The sequence below is a fragment of the Vibrio sp. J502 genome (assembly GCF_025397955.1).
In the GTDB taxonomy this organism is placed as follows: Bacteria; Pseudomonadota; Gammaproteobacteria; order Enterobacterales; family Vibrionaceae; genus Vibrio; species Vibrio anguillarum.
On record NZ_CP104555.1, the window covers coordinates 1,007,334 to 1,024,583 of the forward strand.

Consider the following 17,250-nt stretch of genomic DNA (forward strand, 5'->3'; position numbering starts at 1 on the left):
TTTTAGACTAAGTGTTGAAGTATACAACTTCTTGGTTTACGTGACCCTCATTATTCAATAATTTTTTAATCTTTCAACTTTGTTTTAGTTTCAGCATCATGCCAAACGATTTTTTCTTGATCTGAGGCAAGTTATTATTTCTTTTGAAGTGAGAAATATATCAATATTTAAGTCCATCCTGTAGCGCGCAGTAAATGTCTGCGCTTCCACCATTTTGCGTTGGCAACATTAGGCAGTAAAAAGGGGGCTTACGGTGAATCGAAAGCGTTCTGTTCAGTACTCGTAACGTTACGCACACCGGCAGTTAAACCGCATCAATGGGTGTAATACATACAAATACGCTTGCTTTCTATTTCTAATACGTTGAACGGCGTTTCATAGATATCGCTCAAAACCGACGATTGAATCACCTCTTGTACTGTGCCAGTTGCTACTACTTGGCCTCGTTTCAGCGCAATGATGGAATCGGAGTAACAGGATGCAAAATTGATGTCGTGAATCACCACGACCACCGCTTTATTCAACTCATGTGCTAAACGCTGAATAGTGGCCATGATCTGCAATGAGTGTTTGATATCGAGGTTGTTCAATGGCTCATCGAGAAAGATGTAATCGGTATCTTGGGCGATCACCATGGCAATAAAGGCCAGCTGGCGTTGGCCGCCACTCAGTTCGTCTAGGTATTTATCTTCTATCGCTTTAAGATCAAGATATTCGATCGATTGCTCAATCATCGCATGATCATTGGCCGTTAATTTACCTTGCGAATAAGGAAAACGGCCAAAAGCCACCAGCTCTTTCACGGTAAAACGCATGGTCAGAGTATTGGCTTGACGCAGAACCGACAGCTTTTTAGCCAACGCTTTAGTATCCCACTCAACCAGCTCTTTGCTTTCAATCCAAACTTTACCGCTATCACGGCTAACCAAACGGCTGGCCATCGACAGTAAGGTACTTTTCCCTGCACCATTAGGGCCAATAATTGAAGTGACCTTGCCTTTTTCAAACTGCGCACAGGCCTTATCCACAACGGCTTGTTGGCCAAACACTTTAGTCAGTTTATCTAGCTGAATCATATGAAATTAAACCATTTTATTACGTAAAAGGAGGGAGAGAAAATAGAGGCCTCCGATGAAATTGATCACCACACTCAGCGTTGTTTCAAACTGGAATACTTTTTCAACCACCCATTGACCAGAAAGCAATGCACACACCGCCATCGCGGAACAACCAATCAATAAGGTTCGGTGTTGGTATGAACGAAACCACTCGCGCGTTAAGTTGGTGACCAATAAGCCAAAGAACATCACGGGCCCAACTAAAGCTGTAGAAATAGCAATTAATACCGCACTAAGCATCAAAACATGGTGCGTCACTCGGCGTACATCCACCCCTAAACTGACCGCGTTATCGTTATCCAACCATAAAACATCCAACACGCGATGCAGGCGAAACAGGCCAAAGCAAACCAACAGCAGTAACGGTGTTACCCAATACACAAGTTCCACTTTCACGTTGTTGAAGCTCGCAAACATATTGGACTGTACCGATGAAAAATCATTCGGATCCATCAGCATGATCACAAAGGAGGAAATGCTGGAAAACAGTTGCCCCAGAATGACTCCTAATAGCAACAACACCATTAAGTTACTCTGCTGCTTACGAAAATAAAAAGCGAACAACAAACTAGAAAACAGCAACATGGCAGCAACGGACAACGAAAAATTGAGGTAAGCATTGAGCGCGTAGCTACTTAGGCCACCAAAAAGAGTCACCACTAACACCTGCACAAACAGGTAGAGTGAATCAAACCCCATGATGCTGGGCGTTAAAATTCGGTTGTGGGTAATGGTTTGAAATGCTAAAGAAGACTGCGCAATGGCAATGCCCGCCAACACCATCGCCAATACTTTGGGTACACGACGAGAAAGAAAATAGTGATAGTTGCCGGCGTTCAATCCAACACCAATAAATAACCCAGCAAAAAGCAGAGAAGCCAAAACCAGTAACCACAGTTTGGTATGATCACGCAAAGTGATGCTCGCACATACAGACTTACCCATGGCGTTGGCCTCGCAACAGCAACACAATAAATACACTGCCACCGAGAATACTGATGATCATCGAAATCGGCACTTCATAGGGGAAAATAATCAAACGGCCGCCCAAATCACATAGCAGCACCAATAACGCACCGAAAATGGCCGTACGAGGGATATTTTTGCGCAAGTTGTCACCGTAATAGTGGCTGACTAAATTAGGCACAATCAACCCTAAAAAAGGCAGTTGACCGACAATCATCACAACCGTCGCAGACATCACCGACACCAAACAAACGCCAATCACCAGCACTTGCTGATAGTTAAGCCCTAAGTTCACAGCAAAATCTTTACCCATGCCGACGGCCGAAATTCGCGCCGCATACAAATAGCTAAAGAGGGCAACCGGAATCGCAATATAGAGCAGTTCGAAATCCCCTTTCAGCAAATTGGCAAAATTGGCTACCGTCCAGCTAGAAAGGTTTTGTATCGCATCGTATTTGTAAGCGATGAAGGAGGCGGCGGATTCCACCACATTGCCAAAAATAATGCCGATCAAAGGGACAAAAATGGCATTTTTAAACTGCACGCGCTGAATCAGTTGCACAAACAGCAAAGTGCCCGCAATCGAAACCGAGAAAATAAGCCACAAGCTTTCACCGTGGCCAAAAAAGACTAAGCTCAACACGTAGCCCAGCATGGCGCATTCAATGGTACCGGAGGTAGAAGGCGCGGCAAATCGGTTTTGGCTGATTTGCTGCATAATAAGACCCGCGATACTGAGCCCTGCCCCGGCTAAAACAATCGCCAACAAACGTGGCAAACGACTGGTAAAGAGCAGTTGCCAAGCATGGGCATCCCCTTGCAGTAATGCCATTAGTGATAGATTGCCTACCCCCACAAACAGTGAAGATAGGCTGACTACCAACAAAGCAAGCAATAACTTTTTCAAAGCTAACCTCAGCTTGTTTGTGGCAAATTAGTGAATGTGTACAGCATTTCTAACGTCGCTGATCATCTGCTCGGTAGCAGTCACACCAGAAATGGATAGGTACCAAGCATTAAGGTCTAAAAACGCCATGCTTTTATTTTTGTAAGCCGCAGTCGCTTTAATCAGGTCATTTTCAAACTCTTGGCGAGTGTGACTTTGCCCTTTGTTGACCAACGTATCACGATCAATGATCAATAAGGTTTTAGGATCATGTTCGCGAATAAATTCATAAGAGATTAGATCGCCATGACGTGTCGCTTTGATGCTATCGACGGTCGTTTTGAATCCAAAATCTTTATACACCGCCGAGAAACGTGATTCAGGCCCAAAAGCGGTAATGTTACCGCCAGAGCTCATCACTGTGAGCGCATCGATTTGGTTGTTCTGATTAAAGCTACGAAGTGCTTGAAACTGCTTATCTAAATCTTCAATTTTGGCTTCCACTTGATCTTCAATAGCAAAGACTTTGCCTAGATTACGCCACTGCTGTTGTGTACTCTGCCAGTAGCCTTGGCTTGCATCGGCTGCAAAAACGATAGTTGGTGCAATTTTAGATAGCTCGTCATAACTGGTTGCGGCGCGCGGCCCAATCACAATCACATCTGGTTTTTGCATATAAATGGTTTCGAAATCAGGCTCAAATAAAGAACCAGCAGGTGCGTATTTATCGCTGTTGTACTTCGCTAAATAATTCGGCAGTTCAGTCACTTTCGATACCGCAACAGGTTCAATACCAAAGCGATCTAACGTATCTAACGCACCTAAACCAATGACAACCACACGTTGCGGATTTTGCTCGATCGTCGTGGTACCGAGTTGATGATCCACAGAAACGGTTTTAGCACTGAGAGTAAAAGAGGTAAGCAAGCCAAGTGCTGCCAAACTAAACAACGATTTCATATAGGTTCCCATTCAAAATAACTGCGACAGATTTTGATAAGCATTCGCATTAAGTTCGGGTAATATAATCGTTGACCGTCGTTCAAGCAACCCTATTCACATCAAAATCAGCCATGATGATCAGAAGCAGCAAGAATGATGAAAAAGCGAGCGCTAATAAGAGATTCGCGCTCGCTTTCTAGCTAGGGGGAGAGAAATGTTATGGACGTGTCGGGTTAATCGTCAAAGGCTCAAAAGTGGCCACTGCGTTACCACTCGCTCCAGGATGATCAACATAGCTGGTGTCTTGCATCAAGGTGTAAAAGACATCGACATAATCGTCGTCGTTGACCAGTAAACCATCGGGAATCGCATCAATGATCTTGCCCGTGATTTGCGGAATAATCGCATACGCCTGCACTTCTGGATCAGGGATAAGCTTCAGCACTTCTTCCGCTACTTTGACGAGTAATTTAGCCAGCTCTTTATAATCGGTACCATCATCTTGCTCCATCAAGATAAGATCGGCTGCGCCCCAACGGTAACGAGACCATTGGATCATCACTTGATTTGGGAAGTAATCTTGCTTGTCGTAATCCAAATAAGGCATTTCAACTAAGTCAATGGTCGGCTCATCTCGGCTTGGATTGATGCCTGTAACAATCGCATAAATTTCAGCCGCTCCAGAGATCCACGGTTCTTTGTCATCCGCTAAACGAATTTTTTTCAGCACTGTGGTGGAAATAGGCTCAGCGCTATTATCGCTGCTGCGGGCCATCGCTTGCGCGGCGACGCTACCACTTTCTACTGTGGTCAATGTGGTCGATTGACCCAATGCGTTCATCTGTGCACGCATTGCTTGTAAGCCTGCGCGCAATTCCACTTCGCTATTACTATCAACCACGAAAACGGGTACATCTGGCATTTGATATACATCCAGTTGATGCACCTGTCCGTACACATCAAACGCTTCAATATATTGCCAAGACGCATCATTACCTTTGGGCTCAAAAGCAAACAACGGGCTTTGCCCTTCTTGCCACTCTTTAATCATCGACGCATCGGCAATACGCAGTTGCAGCAATTGCTCAGTAAAATCCTCAATGCCTTTCATTGAACGAATTTGCGCGTCTGCTACAACCATCTGTTGACTAAAATCAGAATCAGGCTGCTCTTCAAACAAAGTGGAAACAGAAATGGATAGGTTTTGCGCGCTGATTTCAGTTTTAAGTGTGGTTTCAAGCTCGGCGTAACTTTCACTCAGTTGCAGTGCTAACGCTCTTTTTTGCTGTGCAATCGCATCAGCATTAGATTGGCTGGTGCTACTGGTTGTCGCTTCTTCTGAGTTGCACCCCATAATAGTGGCCACAAGCAGTAATGAAACGGGTGTTATATATCTCATAATGAACCCTTAATATTTTTAATTACAACATAGAGTAATAACTCTACATAAAAACACAATATCACCGAATGCTATTCTTTCAAGAAATAAATAGAGTGTTAATTTATATTCTTCCCACAAGATCAAATTATTATTAAGTAAAGATTAAATTACATAATGTTAATATAGCTATTACTTTTCTGGCTAATTATATGATTTTAATAAAAAGAAGTGCTTTTACACTTCTTTTTATTCATTAATTATTCATAAGTTGCATAGAGCTCGACTTGGCTATTGGCTTGCTGTGCATTAAGCATGAAATGGACATAGCCCGCTTGTGTTACTGGCAATTCAATATACTCATAGCTATCAGCGCGTTTAGACGCTTGGTCAAAATGAGTCAATGTAGGCCAGTGCTCGCTTTCTGCATAAAGATCAACATTGTGGGCTGCCATCTTATCAATAGGCTGGAGCCAAACTTTGACAGTGCTCATTCCCTCTGGTACATAAATCGCTGCATAGCGAGTTTGATGAATACCCAACGTCATTGGCTGACGATTTTCGAGAACAACAGGTGCTAAATCATCACTAGGCTTTTGCGTATTATCGGTAATGGCGTAACTTACTTTCGTATTTAATTCAACACGCTGGTAAGCTTCTCTACCCGTAATACTAAAATAATAGCGACCCGGTAAAACGGTACCATTGGCTTGTTTTTCTAGTGCAATTGTTTCATTACTATGCAGTTCAAAATTTGTTATTTGATAATCATAATAATGCGCAATTTTTTCATAACTTAAATAAAGATCGGCGTCACCATCACCGCTAATATTAATCGACAATTCACTGATATTATCTGGAACATCAATATAATAGAGTTGTTCACTGTACTGCTCACCCGACAAGGTAACACTCTGCCCTAACGCTAAATGATTCATCGTGTCTTCTGGTTGAATTGGCGGCACAGTCGGATCTTCTGGATTACCACTGTCCGTTGTCAAAGTGTCTAACCAAGTTGAAAATTCGCTGTCTAGGCTTTTGCCGATCCGTTTCACTTGCTCAGCCCATGCTTTGAAATCGCCACTACGTGATAGCGCTAGCAGTTGATCCACTTCATTGGAATGGTTTTCCAGCATAAAACGAACCGCTAAATAGCCCCAGCGATAAATTTGATTGGTGTCATTTTGATAAGTAGTGGCTAGCACTTGCGTGAGGCTCAGTTTTTTCTCAGCAATTAAGTCTACCGCCGCTTGGTAGCCTTTTTTATAGTGCATGTATTCAGCGAAGCCTTCCAACCACCACACGATATGGCCTTCACTTAAATTGAGAGAAAACGAACCGTATTGGTTGTAGCGTCCGTCCAAATAATGCACATATTCATGCTCTAAATTGAGAATAGACAACGCCTCATCCTGCGCATATCGGTAAGCGACAAAGCGCGCTGTGTTGTTGGTATCAGCCGGGTTGCCTTCAAGGTATTGCCCGCCGTTGTTGGTAGTATTGCCAAACAAGAAGTTGGAATAACTGACATAACTTTCGTTGCTATCAAATACCACCACTTCCACTTGTTGATTGAGATCATCGGCCACGGGCGTGAAACCTGTGTTGGCAACGGCATGGAAGTCAGCTTCTTTCTCATTCAAAATTTCACACGCTTGCTCTGCTTGTTGTGGTGTTAAGCCTTGCGAACGGATAATGGCAGGTCCATCACATTGATGACGATTTGGCATGATACGCTGTTCAAGTTGCTGCTTAGCTTGCGTTAAATTAAGCGCTTCCAATGTCTCTGGCGCGTAGTAAGAAAGCATTTCAACCGCAGCAATCCAGAGTTTATCGCTACGTCCACCCAGCGGGTAACGTTCCAATACTTTTTCTAAAATCGCAATGACTCGAGTTTTGGTGTTTGGGTAAGGGCTAACCAGTAAGCGCCCCGTTTCACGCACCGCATTGTACAAAATGAAATCGGCATCGGTTCCTAACGCCCAATCATGCTCAGTGGCAAAACGGTACAGTGTCTCCAAATATTCTGGATGGGCTTCAATATGTTGATAAAAATCATCACGCGAAGCATGGCCACTCATGGATCGAAATAAGTTATTTAAACCATCAACAAACTGCACATCTTGCGCCGTTTGTGGGTTAAAGGCGTCCAATAGCACGATGAAATTCGCCATCGTTGAAGGTAGGCGTTTCACGTTATCGACCATTAACGTTAAGCTCGACATGGCCGCCACTTGTTCACGACCTAAGCTCAAACTATAAGGCGATAACATAAACTGGTTAATCGTATCCGCAATCGCATTACTCAATTGGTCCGAATAATCACCAAAATCTTGTTTTACACCATAGCGCACATAATACGCGGCACGGATAAACTCCCCCAGATTAGCAATAGATTTGGCTTGCGCTTCTGTTCCTTGATATTGCGAAACCTCTAACGCCAGCGCTCGGTTAATGCTGTCTATACTATTTTCACTGTATAGACCCAAGATGGCTTTACTATCGGTATAAAACCACGAGTTATAACAGGCTGGTTGTGCATTTTTAATCGCTAAAATTGGCTCTTGTGCTTGGGTGATATCATTAAACTGGCAGGCATCTAATGCATAAGAAAAAGACGGTAATCCTGCTAACGATAATGCCAATAGCAAAGCATTAGGTTTGGGACGAGGGGAATGAATAGATGGAACCGGAGCAATACGCATAGTAACGACTCTCTATAGATCATAGAAATGAATGAGTCGCGATTTATATCAGAATCACATCAACAAAATGAAACTTGATGCACAGAAATCAGGATCTTACTTCAAAAAAGAATTGCTCTCATGAGAGAGCAATCGATTAACCAATAGATCTTATATATCAATACATTACTAATTTTTCCACCACTAACTAAGTGATCGGATACACAGTACATTGAGTGCCAATCACATGAGTAATGGTTTGCGGCTCAATCATTTGCCAACCACTTTCACTATCAAGGGGTTCTGACGCAACCACCATATTATCGCCTTCGCTTTTACTAAACACGGTCGGCGGATTACCATCAGAGCTATAACGCACTAACCAAAAATCTTGCCCATCAGAGATACAAATCGAAGCTTTAAAAGGTGTGACTATCTGTTTCTCCGCCAAAGCCTGCGCAATTTGACCAATCGTGGTCGTAATGGCTTGTACTGGCTGACTGCGTAACCCATTACTCATCATCAATAAAAAAATCAATTCACTATCCGTTGTCCCAACACGCTTGACGTATAGCGATTCCGGTAGCTGCCGTTCTAAGGCGAATTTCACTTTTTCAAACTCACCAATTTGCCCGTTATGTAAAAACATCCAGTGATCCAAAATAAACGGATGACAGTTAGAACGGGAAACCTGCGTTCCGGTGGACGAACGCACATGTGCCATAAAACGGTGAGAACGAATGTGATGCGTTAAGGATCGCAGGTTTTCATCTCCCCAAGCGGGTAAGACTTCATGAAACTGCCCCGGTGTAGTGCGTTCGGTATACCAACCCAGCCCAAACCCATCAGCGTTGACACGGGTGACCGCTTTACGCGCTTCTAAACTTTGGTGCACGAGAGAGTGTTCCGGTTGATAAACCAGTTGATCGAGGTAGATAGGAGTTCCTTGGTAGGCGAGCCAGCGGCACATAATGCAAACATTCCAAAATAATCAGTCACTGATTTCAATAAAGCACGTTTGCTCAATGGCTGCAAGGTGTCCAGGCAACGATACCTTTGCCACTTGGCTCATCAACGCCACAAGTTAATGACTCTTAAATGCAGGCTTAAATGATGAATTATTTATTGAACTAAGATCATCTTTTAGCAAAGTTCATATTATTAAAAATACTAAACCTATTATTAGTCATTGTTGGTTTTGACCCAACATTTACTTTCGATTGAATTCTAACCTATCACTTTATTTATCTAAAGAATTTCATCTTCATCACTAAGAATAAAATACAAATCCATCAATTATTAATTCTAAATTTAAGAATAAAGAACCGACATATTTATCAATTAAAAACAAACCAAATGTTAACTAGTTATGTTTAAAATATGATATTATTTCAAAACAACAATTATTTACACTTGCTATGCGTATGACTGATATATAGATTGTTACGAATAATTCACACATTATATGGATATACTGTGAAACATTTAATTTATTTTTTATTAATTAGTTACTCATCAATTAGCCTTGCTCAATCTTCAGTTGATGATGAACGGTTGCTCGCCTCATTAATCGAACGAGGTGTGATATGTGAAGGGCTGACATCAGAACAGCAACAACAAGCACTTGCTCTTTATCTACAAAGAAAACACCACAAAGAAAAGTCTCTCAATTCGACAACTCATCAAGAAGAAGCGTGTATTTCTCCACCGAAGAGCGACTAAATCACCCGTTCAATCTTCACTGAATAACACTCAGAAAACTTGCCTAGATAAGAATATACCAGCCACTCATTGCGTCCATGAATTCGATTTTATGGCGATGAAAGCCATCTATTCTCTATAGTTCTCAGTCGTATGGAAATCAGTTCAGTGAAATTGTTAATACCATAAATACAGAAAGACAAATAAGGAAAGCAGATGAAACACATAAGGAAAACCTTGCTTGCGTCAGCAATGGTAACACTATTTAACGTCAGTGCTTATGCGCACACCCCGATTGATTTAGGGGTAGTCAATGAAGATAAACTCATTGAAATGTTAGTTCGTAACGGTGTTGTGGATGCCAATGCTACCGATGCAATCAAGCGCGATGCCTTGGATCGTTATTTAGAGCAGAAAATCAAATCGGGCTTCCACGGCGATGCGCAATTTGGTAAGCAAGCTCTTGAGCAACGTGCACGGGTATTAAAGACCATTGAAAAACAAAAAGGCCAGCAAAAAGCCAGCGTTTTTGCTCTCGATATCAGCACCAAACGCACCGATAAGGTATTAGCTCTTTTAATTGATTTTCCCGATTTACCTTGGAACGATAACCGCCTGACCAAAGAGCATACTGAAATGCTCTATGCCAGCTACAATCCACCTCACTATCAAGATCTGCTTTTTTCCGATGCGGGCTATACAGGCCCTAATGGAGAAAATTTCATCTCGATGCGTCAGTATTATGAAAGCGAGTCTGGGCAAAGCTACAGTGTGGCCGGGCAAGCCGCAGGTTGGTATCGCGCGTCTAAAAACGCCGCGTTTTACGGGGGCAACTCTGCAACAACAGACAAAGATATGAATGCGCAAGAGTTGGTGCGCGAAGCACTGAACCAACTAGCGCAAGACCCTAGTATTAATCTGGCCGATTACGATATTGAAGATCGTTACGATTATAATGGTAATGGCAACTTCCGCGAACCGGACGGCGTAATCGATCACTTGATGGTGTTCCATGCATCCGTTGGTGAAGAAGCCGGCGGCGGTGTGCTTGGACCTGACGCCATATGGTCCCACCGTTATAATCTCGGCCAACCTTATGTCCTTCAAGGCACAAAAAGTACGCTTCCAGATCGCTTTAACGGCCAATATGCCGCCTTTGATTACACCATGCAACCGATTGATGCGGCCGCTGGGGTTTGCGCACACGAGTATGGCCACGATTTAGGTTTGCCTGACGAATACGATACTCAATACACAGGTAAAGGTGAACCAGTTTCCTATTGGTCCATCATGTCTTCTGGCAGTTGGGCCGGAAAAATTGGCGGAACACAACCGACGGCATTCAGCTCTTGGTCTAAACAGTTCTTACAAAAAGCGGTCGGTGGTCGTTGGATCAATGACGATCAAATTTCGATTGCAGAGTTAGAGAAAAACCCTCGCGTATTTACCCTATTCCAAACCACTGACAATGCTCGACCAAATATGGTGAAGATTGATTTACCACTGAAGCGTGTTGATGGGGTGAAGCCTTATCAAGGTTCGTCCGCTTTTTATTCAAACCGAGGCGATGATCTGAAAAATAGCATGTCTCGTAAGCTTTCTATCCCTGCTGGTGAACAAGCTACGCTGAATTTTAAAGCATGGTATCAGATTGAAAAAGACTACGACTTTGCACGCGTACTGATCAATGGTAAAGCGATTGCTGGTAACATCACCACCATGGATGACCCGTACAATACAGGGCTTGTACCTGCTATTGCTGGTCAGTCGGATGGCTGGGTCGATGCGATATTTGACGTCTCCCAGTGGGCAGGCCAAGAAGTGACACTCAGCTTTGACTATGTCACTGATGGCGGCTTAGCCATGGAAGGTCTTTACCTTGATAACCTACAGTTAGAGGTCGACGGGCAGCAAACCCTTATTGATGATGCCGAAGGAACATCCACCTTCGCCTTTAAAGGTTACACCACCAACAATGGCTTTCATGAAGCGCCACACTATTATTTACTGCAATGGCGTAGCCACAATGACGTCGACCAAGGCTTAGCCAATATCAAACGCATGGGCCAGTTGATGACTTTCGAACCCGGCCTACTGGTTTGGTATGTGGATGAATCTTACACGGATAACTGGGTAGGTAACCACCCAGGTGAAGGTTGGTTAGGTGTCGTCGATGCGGATCAAAACGCATTGGTTTGGTCAAAAACCGGTGAGGCCGCACAAACGCGCTTCCAAGTGCGAGATGCAACCTTCTCATTGCAAGATCAAACACCTCTACGTTTAGTCGCTGCCGATGGTGATGTGCTCGAAGACACAAGCTTAATCGGTAATGGTAATTTCTCTGATGGCGCGGATTACAGCTCACCATTAGTACCAGATGCTGGGCGTAAGTTAACGGAATTTGGCTTGATGATCGACATCCTCAACCAAGGCCAAGACAATGAGTACGGCGTAATTCGCTTATCAAAAGTCAGCGAACAAAACCAAGCTCCTGTCGCTAACTTTGAGCTTAAAACCGACGGTTTATCTGTCAGTGCTCTCAACTACAGCCATGATGAAGATGGCGAGCTAGTTAGTTACGCATGGGATTTTGGTAACGGCCAAATGAGCAGCGAAATGGCGCCAAGCTGGAGCTACACCCAAGCAGGGCAATACACCGTAAGCCTAACCGTAACGGATGATAAAGGCGCAACCAACACCACTACGCGCACAACACAGGTTGAAGTGCCTAACGCATTACCGCAAGCCAGTGCTAAGTACATCCACCTTGGACGCTGGGTAACAATGTGGTCGACCAGCAGCGATAGCGATGGGCGTATTGTCGATACGGAATGGACCCTGCCGAATGGAAAAATAAAACGTGGCAAACTCTTCACCGCCATTTTCCCAAGCTCTGGAAAACATGAAGTGAAAATTAAAGTGATGGATGACAAAGGTGCAACAGTGACTAACACCATTGTGGTGAATTTGTAACCACCTATTCTATTTTCTCTTAGAGAACTTGAGCGCGGCTTCGGTCGCGCTCTTCTTTATTGGATAAACAGAATTAAAGCGATTGATCACTTAACCTTTCCAAAGCCTCGACGCGTTTGAGTTGTTTGGCCTCAAACGTTTGGGTACGCAGTTGCGTAATTTGCTGATTTTTTTCATCTTGGCTCAAACGCGTATTTTCAAGCACCGCCGAACGCTGTTGTAAATAGTTTTCGAGATGCTGAGAAAACTGCTCTCGTTGTTCACTAAGCTGCGTTAACCGCTGTGCTCCTTGTTCGCCAACCAACTCGTTCCAAGCTAAGTATTGATCTTGCGTGGACAAATGGCGACTCGCGTTGAGTGCTGGCAGTAGTTGTACATTGCGTTCACTGCGCTGAATGTATTCTGGCTGCTGCGCTAATAACGTTTGCCACTGCAACTGCTCATCATATGAATCGACTGCTTGAGCTTTAATGCGCAGCTTTTCTAATGCTAAATTTCGCAACGCATTCTCTTCACCAAACAGCATACTTTGCTGATCAACGTTAAAAAATTGACTTTGTATTTTCAGTAACTGCTGATTGATCTCAGCTAAGGTAGCAAGATCGAGATTGGCGATGGAAGAATTAGCCTCTAACTCAGCTAATGCTTGTTTGTATTGGATAAACTGTTCAAAAAGTATTGGATCGATCACCACGCCATCATCCTGCTCAGCATGCTGGGCAATGCGCAGCTCAACCTCAGGCAATGAGCTCTCTCCTAATGTAGAGATAAAATAGTGAATTAAATCAAGACTCGATGCACTGTCTATCTGCGTATCTTGTTGAGATGGCGTTTGTAACGCGCTCTGTGATGATACTGGCTTTTGCAGAAAAAGCACCGCACCGATGCTCCCCAAGATGATCACGATAAAACCAAATAGTGCGGGCTTTTTCATAGCCAATCCTTATAAAGTTTGATGTTACAAAACTTGAAGTTATAAACCTCGAAACTATCAACCTCGAGACTATCAACCTCGAAGTTATAAACCTTGAAGCTTCAATCGATTAGCGTGCTGGCGATACAAGGTAACGGGGTCAGTTTCAAAAAGGTGGTGTATCCCAAGCAAGCCGTTGATTTCATCTAAGTGGTTCATTTGGTAATCATCGCGGATCACCTTACCCAAGTGAGTACTGCATACGCCGACTAAACCATCATTAGGGCCATTAAAGACAAGCCCAGTCAACATCATCACAGCATCAGTTGGGTCAAGGAGGTTGGTAAAGGTCGAAGATCCTGTCCACGAATAGTAATAAACACCATTGTCAGCCAGTAATTCACCATCACCACATTCACTGCTTGGAACGCCTTCTGGGTAGTGTTGATTAAACGCTAGCGAACCTTGGGTAGTTAAGGCTTCTAAGGAGGCTAAAGGATCTTGCTCTAGGTTACTTCCCCCAGAAAGCAGGCCAACCAAACCCGCCAATCCTTGCGCCATTTTGACGGTAATCGCTTCAGAAATGGAGCCCTCTTTAATGTGCCCACGCACTAAATCTGCCACGATTGAGCCTTTATTCACACCACCAATGCTAGTCACAGACGCCACAAGATCGGGCCGAACTGATGCAACATAGCGAGCCGTTGGTCCGCCATGGCTATGGCCAATCAGGTTAACTTTTTGAGCGCCAGTGGCGGCTAAAAGTGACTCCACTTGTTGCAATAGTTGTTCACCTCTCAGCTCAGAGCTGTTGATTGCTGAGACTTGAGCCACGTAGGCCTTTGCGCCATCTTTCGTCAGTGATTGCGGAATGCCGTAGAAATAATCGACTCCGGCCAGCGTATCAAAACCAAATAAGCCATGAACTAACACAATAGGGTACTGGGTTTGGGTATAGCCTGTCTTACTTAACGCCACCGTGCTGGTTGCCGCCAGCGCCGTGGTACTCAGCAGACAAAAAGCAGCAATAATAATCGTTTTTTTCAAAGTAAATTCCTTCTTATTGTAGTGCCTGGTTTAGGCGCGGCATACATCTAGCCTACCGTTACCACACCAGAGATTAGACCTCTGAGGAGCACCCTAACTTTAGAAGAAAAGCACTTTATTTCATGTCGGCTTACCAGCTTCGTGAATGAACTAAAAAAAACAACAGATAAAATTAACATCGAATTAACAAAAAGAGCACTCACGTTTTAGCTAATTAAGCCAAAAGCATGAGCGCTCTTTACTACTCAATCATGAACTGATTGCGCTATTTTATAATAAATTGAATACCATCGGCTAACCAACCTTCAGACCAAACCTTGACTTGCCGAATGGCCGATCCGGCTGGCAACTCAAACACTTCATCGTGGGTACTGATTGCGTAGTCTTTTGACCCCACTACTTTGGTTGAACCATCATCAAGCTTAAAAGTCATACGGAGTAAATGGTTGCCACCGTACTTGAACTCACCGGAAGTAACGGTTATTTGCGTAACGCGTTTCAGATCAATTTCAGTCAAACTACCACTTTCACCGCCTTGCATCGCATTGGCTTGCGTACCAATTGCATCAATCGCAGCACCATGGCGAATATACAGTGTCCCCGATTGACCAACATCTTGTAAGGCCAATGAACCCGATGTAAACCCAAATACGGCCGATTCACTATCTGAATGAAATACGTTGGTGTAAGCGGTAATGGTGCGCACACTTACCTGATCATTGCCATCAGCATACAAACCTAACTCACCGCTGGTTTTATCATGACCAAGTAACTCATGAGAGAAAACATTACTCAGCTTATCGCTGTTTTCTATCCATTCCCAACGCTGACTTAAACTCGAACTACAGGTTTGTAATTGACCCAGTGATTGTCCATCCAAACATTGATGGATGTCGTTTGCACTCACATAGCGACCTAACTGATCATAAATAAAAGATTGTGAGTTTTTGGTTTCATCACAGCTTGAGGCAGAGAGTACGCCATTATCGGCCACATCAACGCAACGATTATTAAAGCTGCCCAATTGCAAATTCACTGGACGACCGCCCGTGAATACTGGGTGCTCCCAATCCACTGTAAAACTGGCACTTTTGCTCACTCTGCGACGCGTCGTATTTTCAAAACCATGGTAGGACTGATGCCCACCTACAACATAATAATGCTTATAAGCACCGTTATAAATAGGACGGATATTGACCGAAGAGTCAATGGTGAACTCCGTTGTCCCCGTCACATTGGGAGCGGCTTTATAGATCACATCCATTTTTGGTACAAAGCTTGCGTAACCAATCGGGTTAATGCGGTTGGTATCCACAGGGTAAGTATTGACCCATATTGCATCCGTAGAGCGATTCATCATCGATTCGGCGGTCGCATATTGGCTACGATTCCATTTGAAGCTGACGTTTTGCGCGTTATTAGTGCTACGTTCAACACGGTAATCATGCGTTTTAAAGGTTAACCAACGGCTTTGGTTGTAGCTAGCATTAGCTTCTAACTTTCCTTTAGGCCCATCAGCACTAACCTCGACACCACCACTCACCCCTAGCTGGAAGCCGGATACCTCTTTTACCTCATATTCGGCATTGAGATTTTCTCTCGGGAACGTTTTTAAGATCTGCGCTTTGTTGTTCGAAGAGTTAAATACAAATTGATAGTCTTGAGCGATGGCATCGGTCGACCAGTCTCGGAAATAAGCATCTAATGTCACGTAATCAGCACCTGATTGACGATAATCAAGACGGTCATTGAGATGGATCCCCGCACCCGTTGTATCATCATCTAAGCTGATGCGAACAATTTTCGCGTCCGGTGTCGCAGAGCCAATGGTGCCATATTGTAATGAACGCTCTAAATTAACTCTATAGATCAAAGAGATATTCGGGTTATCGCAAAACACTCGCGTACCTCGATCCCAAAGATGTGAGTTATTAAACGTACATTCATTATCAGTAATAGGCCGATTGACATTCAAATAAAACGCGACGTGTGGCAAAGAGTTCGTTTCCGAACCACTATTTGACACCATACTGGCCGTACTACGGCGCTGACGAGAATGGGCAATTGGGGCGGCTTCCAGTAGACGAATGTTGGCATCATTCTCGTCATCTAACGGTGTGAACAACAATTCTCCTTTGTGTTCAGTGATGATCAAAAAGTCACTGGCAAACGCTAAGCCCAGTTTTTTCCTGAGCAATGCTTTCGCCTCTGTCTTTTGCGACTCACCTTCAATCGTACTGAAATCGACAAAATAGCGCATATGTTGGTTCAGTACATCGTCACGCATCTGCATTAGTGTCGGGGGCTCAACCTCTCCTTGTAACCAATAGCTCGCATTGAAGTAATTGATTTGGCTGTCATCCTGAAGCTCACTGAACATTTCAATGGCCAAACCTTGCGGCTGATTCACGTCAGCTTGAGCGGTGTTCCATACCAAACCTGACATAATGGCAATAGCGCCAAGTGCTTTTCTTCTGTTTATTGACATATAAACCTCGTAAGCATTTTTATTGTTATCACAGTATTTAAAAGAAAATGAATACCCATTTTTTATTTTTTCAGACCACAAAATAAAAGGACATTGGTTTTTTGGCACCTTTGTGGCGAATTATTAATAGATCTTAAAATAACAAACACAAAGA

Annotated in this window: 12 protein-coding genes; 2 read left to right on the forward strand and 10 right to left on the reverse strand. The window is 43.7% G+C overall.

The annotated features are described in order from the left end of the window. Nucleotides 1-314 precede the first annotated feature (314 nt). The 7 genes from vctC to N5E84_RS20560 all read right to left on the reverse strand — a co-directional run bounded on the left by vctC (nt 315) and on the right by N5E84_RS20560 (nt 8,944). On the reverse strand, nt 315-1,076 hold the full coding sequence (vctC, locus tag N5E84_RS20530) for an iron chelate ABC transporter ATP-binding protein VctC (protein ID WP_013868453.1): 762 nt from the start codon (nt 1,074-1,076) through the stop codon (nt 315-317). 6 nt (nt 1,077-1,082) lie between these two features. Next, nucleotides 1,083-2,033, reverse strand: coding sequence for an iron chelate uptake ABC transporter permease subunit VctG (vctG, locus tag N5E84_RS20535; RefSeq protein WP_029388317.1), 951 nt, complete (start codon nt 2,031-2,033; stop codon nt 1,083-1,085). Nucleotides 2,034-2,055: 22 nt separating this feature from the next. Then, complete coding sequence (gene vctD / locus N5E84_RS20540; RefSeq protein WP_026027432.1) at nt 2,056-2,991, reverse strand: iron chelate uptake ABC transporter permease subunit VctD; 936 nt, start codon at nt 2,989-2,991, stop codon at nt 2,056-2,058. Nucleotides 2,992-3,018: 27 nt separating this feature from the next. Continuing rightward, nucleotides 3,019-3,930: a siderophore ABC transporter substrate-binding protein gene (locus tag N5E84_RS20545; protein WP_069212134.1), complete on the reverse strand. Its 912-nt coding sequence runs from the start codon at nt 3,928-3,930 to the stop codon at nt 3,019-3,021. A gap of 199 nt (nt 3,931-4,129) precedes the next feature. After that, the gene (locus N5E84_RS20550; RefSeq protein ID WP_017045107.1) at nt 4,130-5,311 is read right to left on the reverse strand and encodes a DUF3103 domain-containing protein; all 1,182 of its coding nucleotides are present in this window, start codon (nt 5,309-5,311) and stop codon (nt 4,130-4,132) included. A 239-nt stretch (nt 5,312-5,550) separates the two neighbouring features. Next, the gene (locus N5E84_RS20555; RefSeq protein WP_050934241.1) at nt 5,551-7,995 is read right to left on the reverse strand and encodes a M9 family metallopeptidase; all 2,445 of its coding nucleotides are present in this window, start codon (nt 7,993-7,995) and stop codon (nt 5,551-5,553) included. Between the two features lie 187 nt (nt 7,996-8,182). Continuing rightward, complete coding sequence (locus N5E84_RS20560; RefSeq protein ID WP_019282661.1) at nt 8,183-8,944, reverse strand: class II glutamine amidotransferase; 762 nt, start codon at nt 8,942-8,944, stop codon at nt 8,183-8,185. Between the two features lie 506 nt (nt 8,945-9,450). On the opposite strand from N5E84_RS20560, the gene N5E84_RS20565 reads away from it, so the two are divergent. Next, a complete protein-coding gene (locus N5E84_RS20565) occupies nt 9,451-9,696 on the forward strand; it encodes a hypothetical protein (protein ID WP_017043657.1) in 246 nt (81 codons plus the stop codon). A gap of 195 nt (nt 9,697-9,891) precedes the next feature. Beyond that, nucleotides 9,892-12,648 carry an immune inhibitor A domain-containing protein gene (locus N5E84_RS20570; RefSeq protein WP_019282662.1) on the forward strand — a complete coding sequence of 919 codons (2,757 nt, stop codon included), beginning with the start codon at nt 9,892-9,894 and terminating at the stop codon, nt 12,646-12,648. A 73-nt stretch (nt 12,649-12,721) separates the two neighbouring features. Here the strand turns inward: N5E84_RS20570 and N5E84_RS20575 are convergent, their stop codons facing one another. The 3 genes from N5E84_RS20575 to N5E84_RS20585 form a co-directional block, all read right to left on the reverse strand. After that, nucleotides 12,722-13,582: a lipase secretion chaperone gene (locus tag N5E84_RS20575; RefSeq protein WP_069212133.1), complete on the reverse strand. Its 861-nt coding sequence runs from the start codon at nt 13,580-13,582 to the stop codon at nt 12,722-12,724. Nucleotides 13,583-13,666: 84 nt separating this feature from the next. Continuing rightward, the gene (locus N5E84_RS20580; protein ID WP_019282663.1) at nt 13,667-14,608 is read right to left on the reverse strand and encodes a lipase family alpha/beta hydrolase; all 942 of its coding nucleotides are present in this window, start codon (nt 14,606-14,608) and stop codon (nt 13,667-13,669) included. A 265-nt stretch (nt 14,609-14,873) separates the two neighbouring features. Then, a complete protein-coding gene (locus N5E84_RS20585; RefSeq protein WP_019282664.1) occupies nt 14,874-17,096 on the reverse strand; it encodes a leukocidin family pore-forming toxin in 2,223 nt (740 codons plus the stop codon). Nucleotides 17,097-17,250 lie beyond the last annotated feature (154 nt).

What these genes read in the sequence shown, in the direction of transcription:
- vctC (WP_013868453.1), bottom strand. Translation starts at nt 1,076, where the DNA reads ATGATTCAGCTAGATAAACTGACTAAAGTGTTTGGCCAACAAGCCGTT.
- N5E84_RS20545 (WP_069212134.1), bottom strand. Translation starts at nt 3,930, where the DNA reads ATGAAATCGTTGTTTAGTTTGGCAGCACTTGGCTTGCTTACCTCTTTT.
- N5E84_RS20550 (WP_017045107.1), bottom strand. Translation starts at nt 5,311, where the DNA reads ATGAGATATATAACACCCGTTTCATTACTGCTTGTGGCCACTATTATG.
- N5E84_RS20555 (WP_050934241.1), bottom strand. Translation starts at nt 7,995, where the DNA reads ATGCGTATTGCTCCGGTTCCATCTATTCATTCCCCTCGTCCCAAACCT.
- N5E84_RS20560 (WP_019282661.1), bottom strand. Translation starts at nt 8,944, where the DNA reads ATGTGCCGCTGGCTCGCCTACCAAGGAACTCCTATCTACCTCGATCAA.
- N5E84_RS20570 (WP_019282662.1), top strand. Translation starts at nt 9,892, where the DNA reads ATGAAACACATAAGGAAAACCTTGCTTGCGTCAGCAATGGTAACACTA.
- N5E84_RS20575 (WP_069212133.1), bottom strand. Translation starts at nt 13,582, where the DNA reads ATGAAAAAGCCCGCACTATTTGGTTTTATCGTGATCATCTTGGGGAGC.
- N5E84_RS20585 (WP_019282664.1), bottom strand. Translation starts at nt 17,096, where the DNA reads ATGTCAATAAACAGAAGAAAAGCACTTGGCGCTATTGCCATTATGTCA.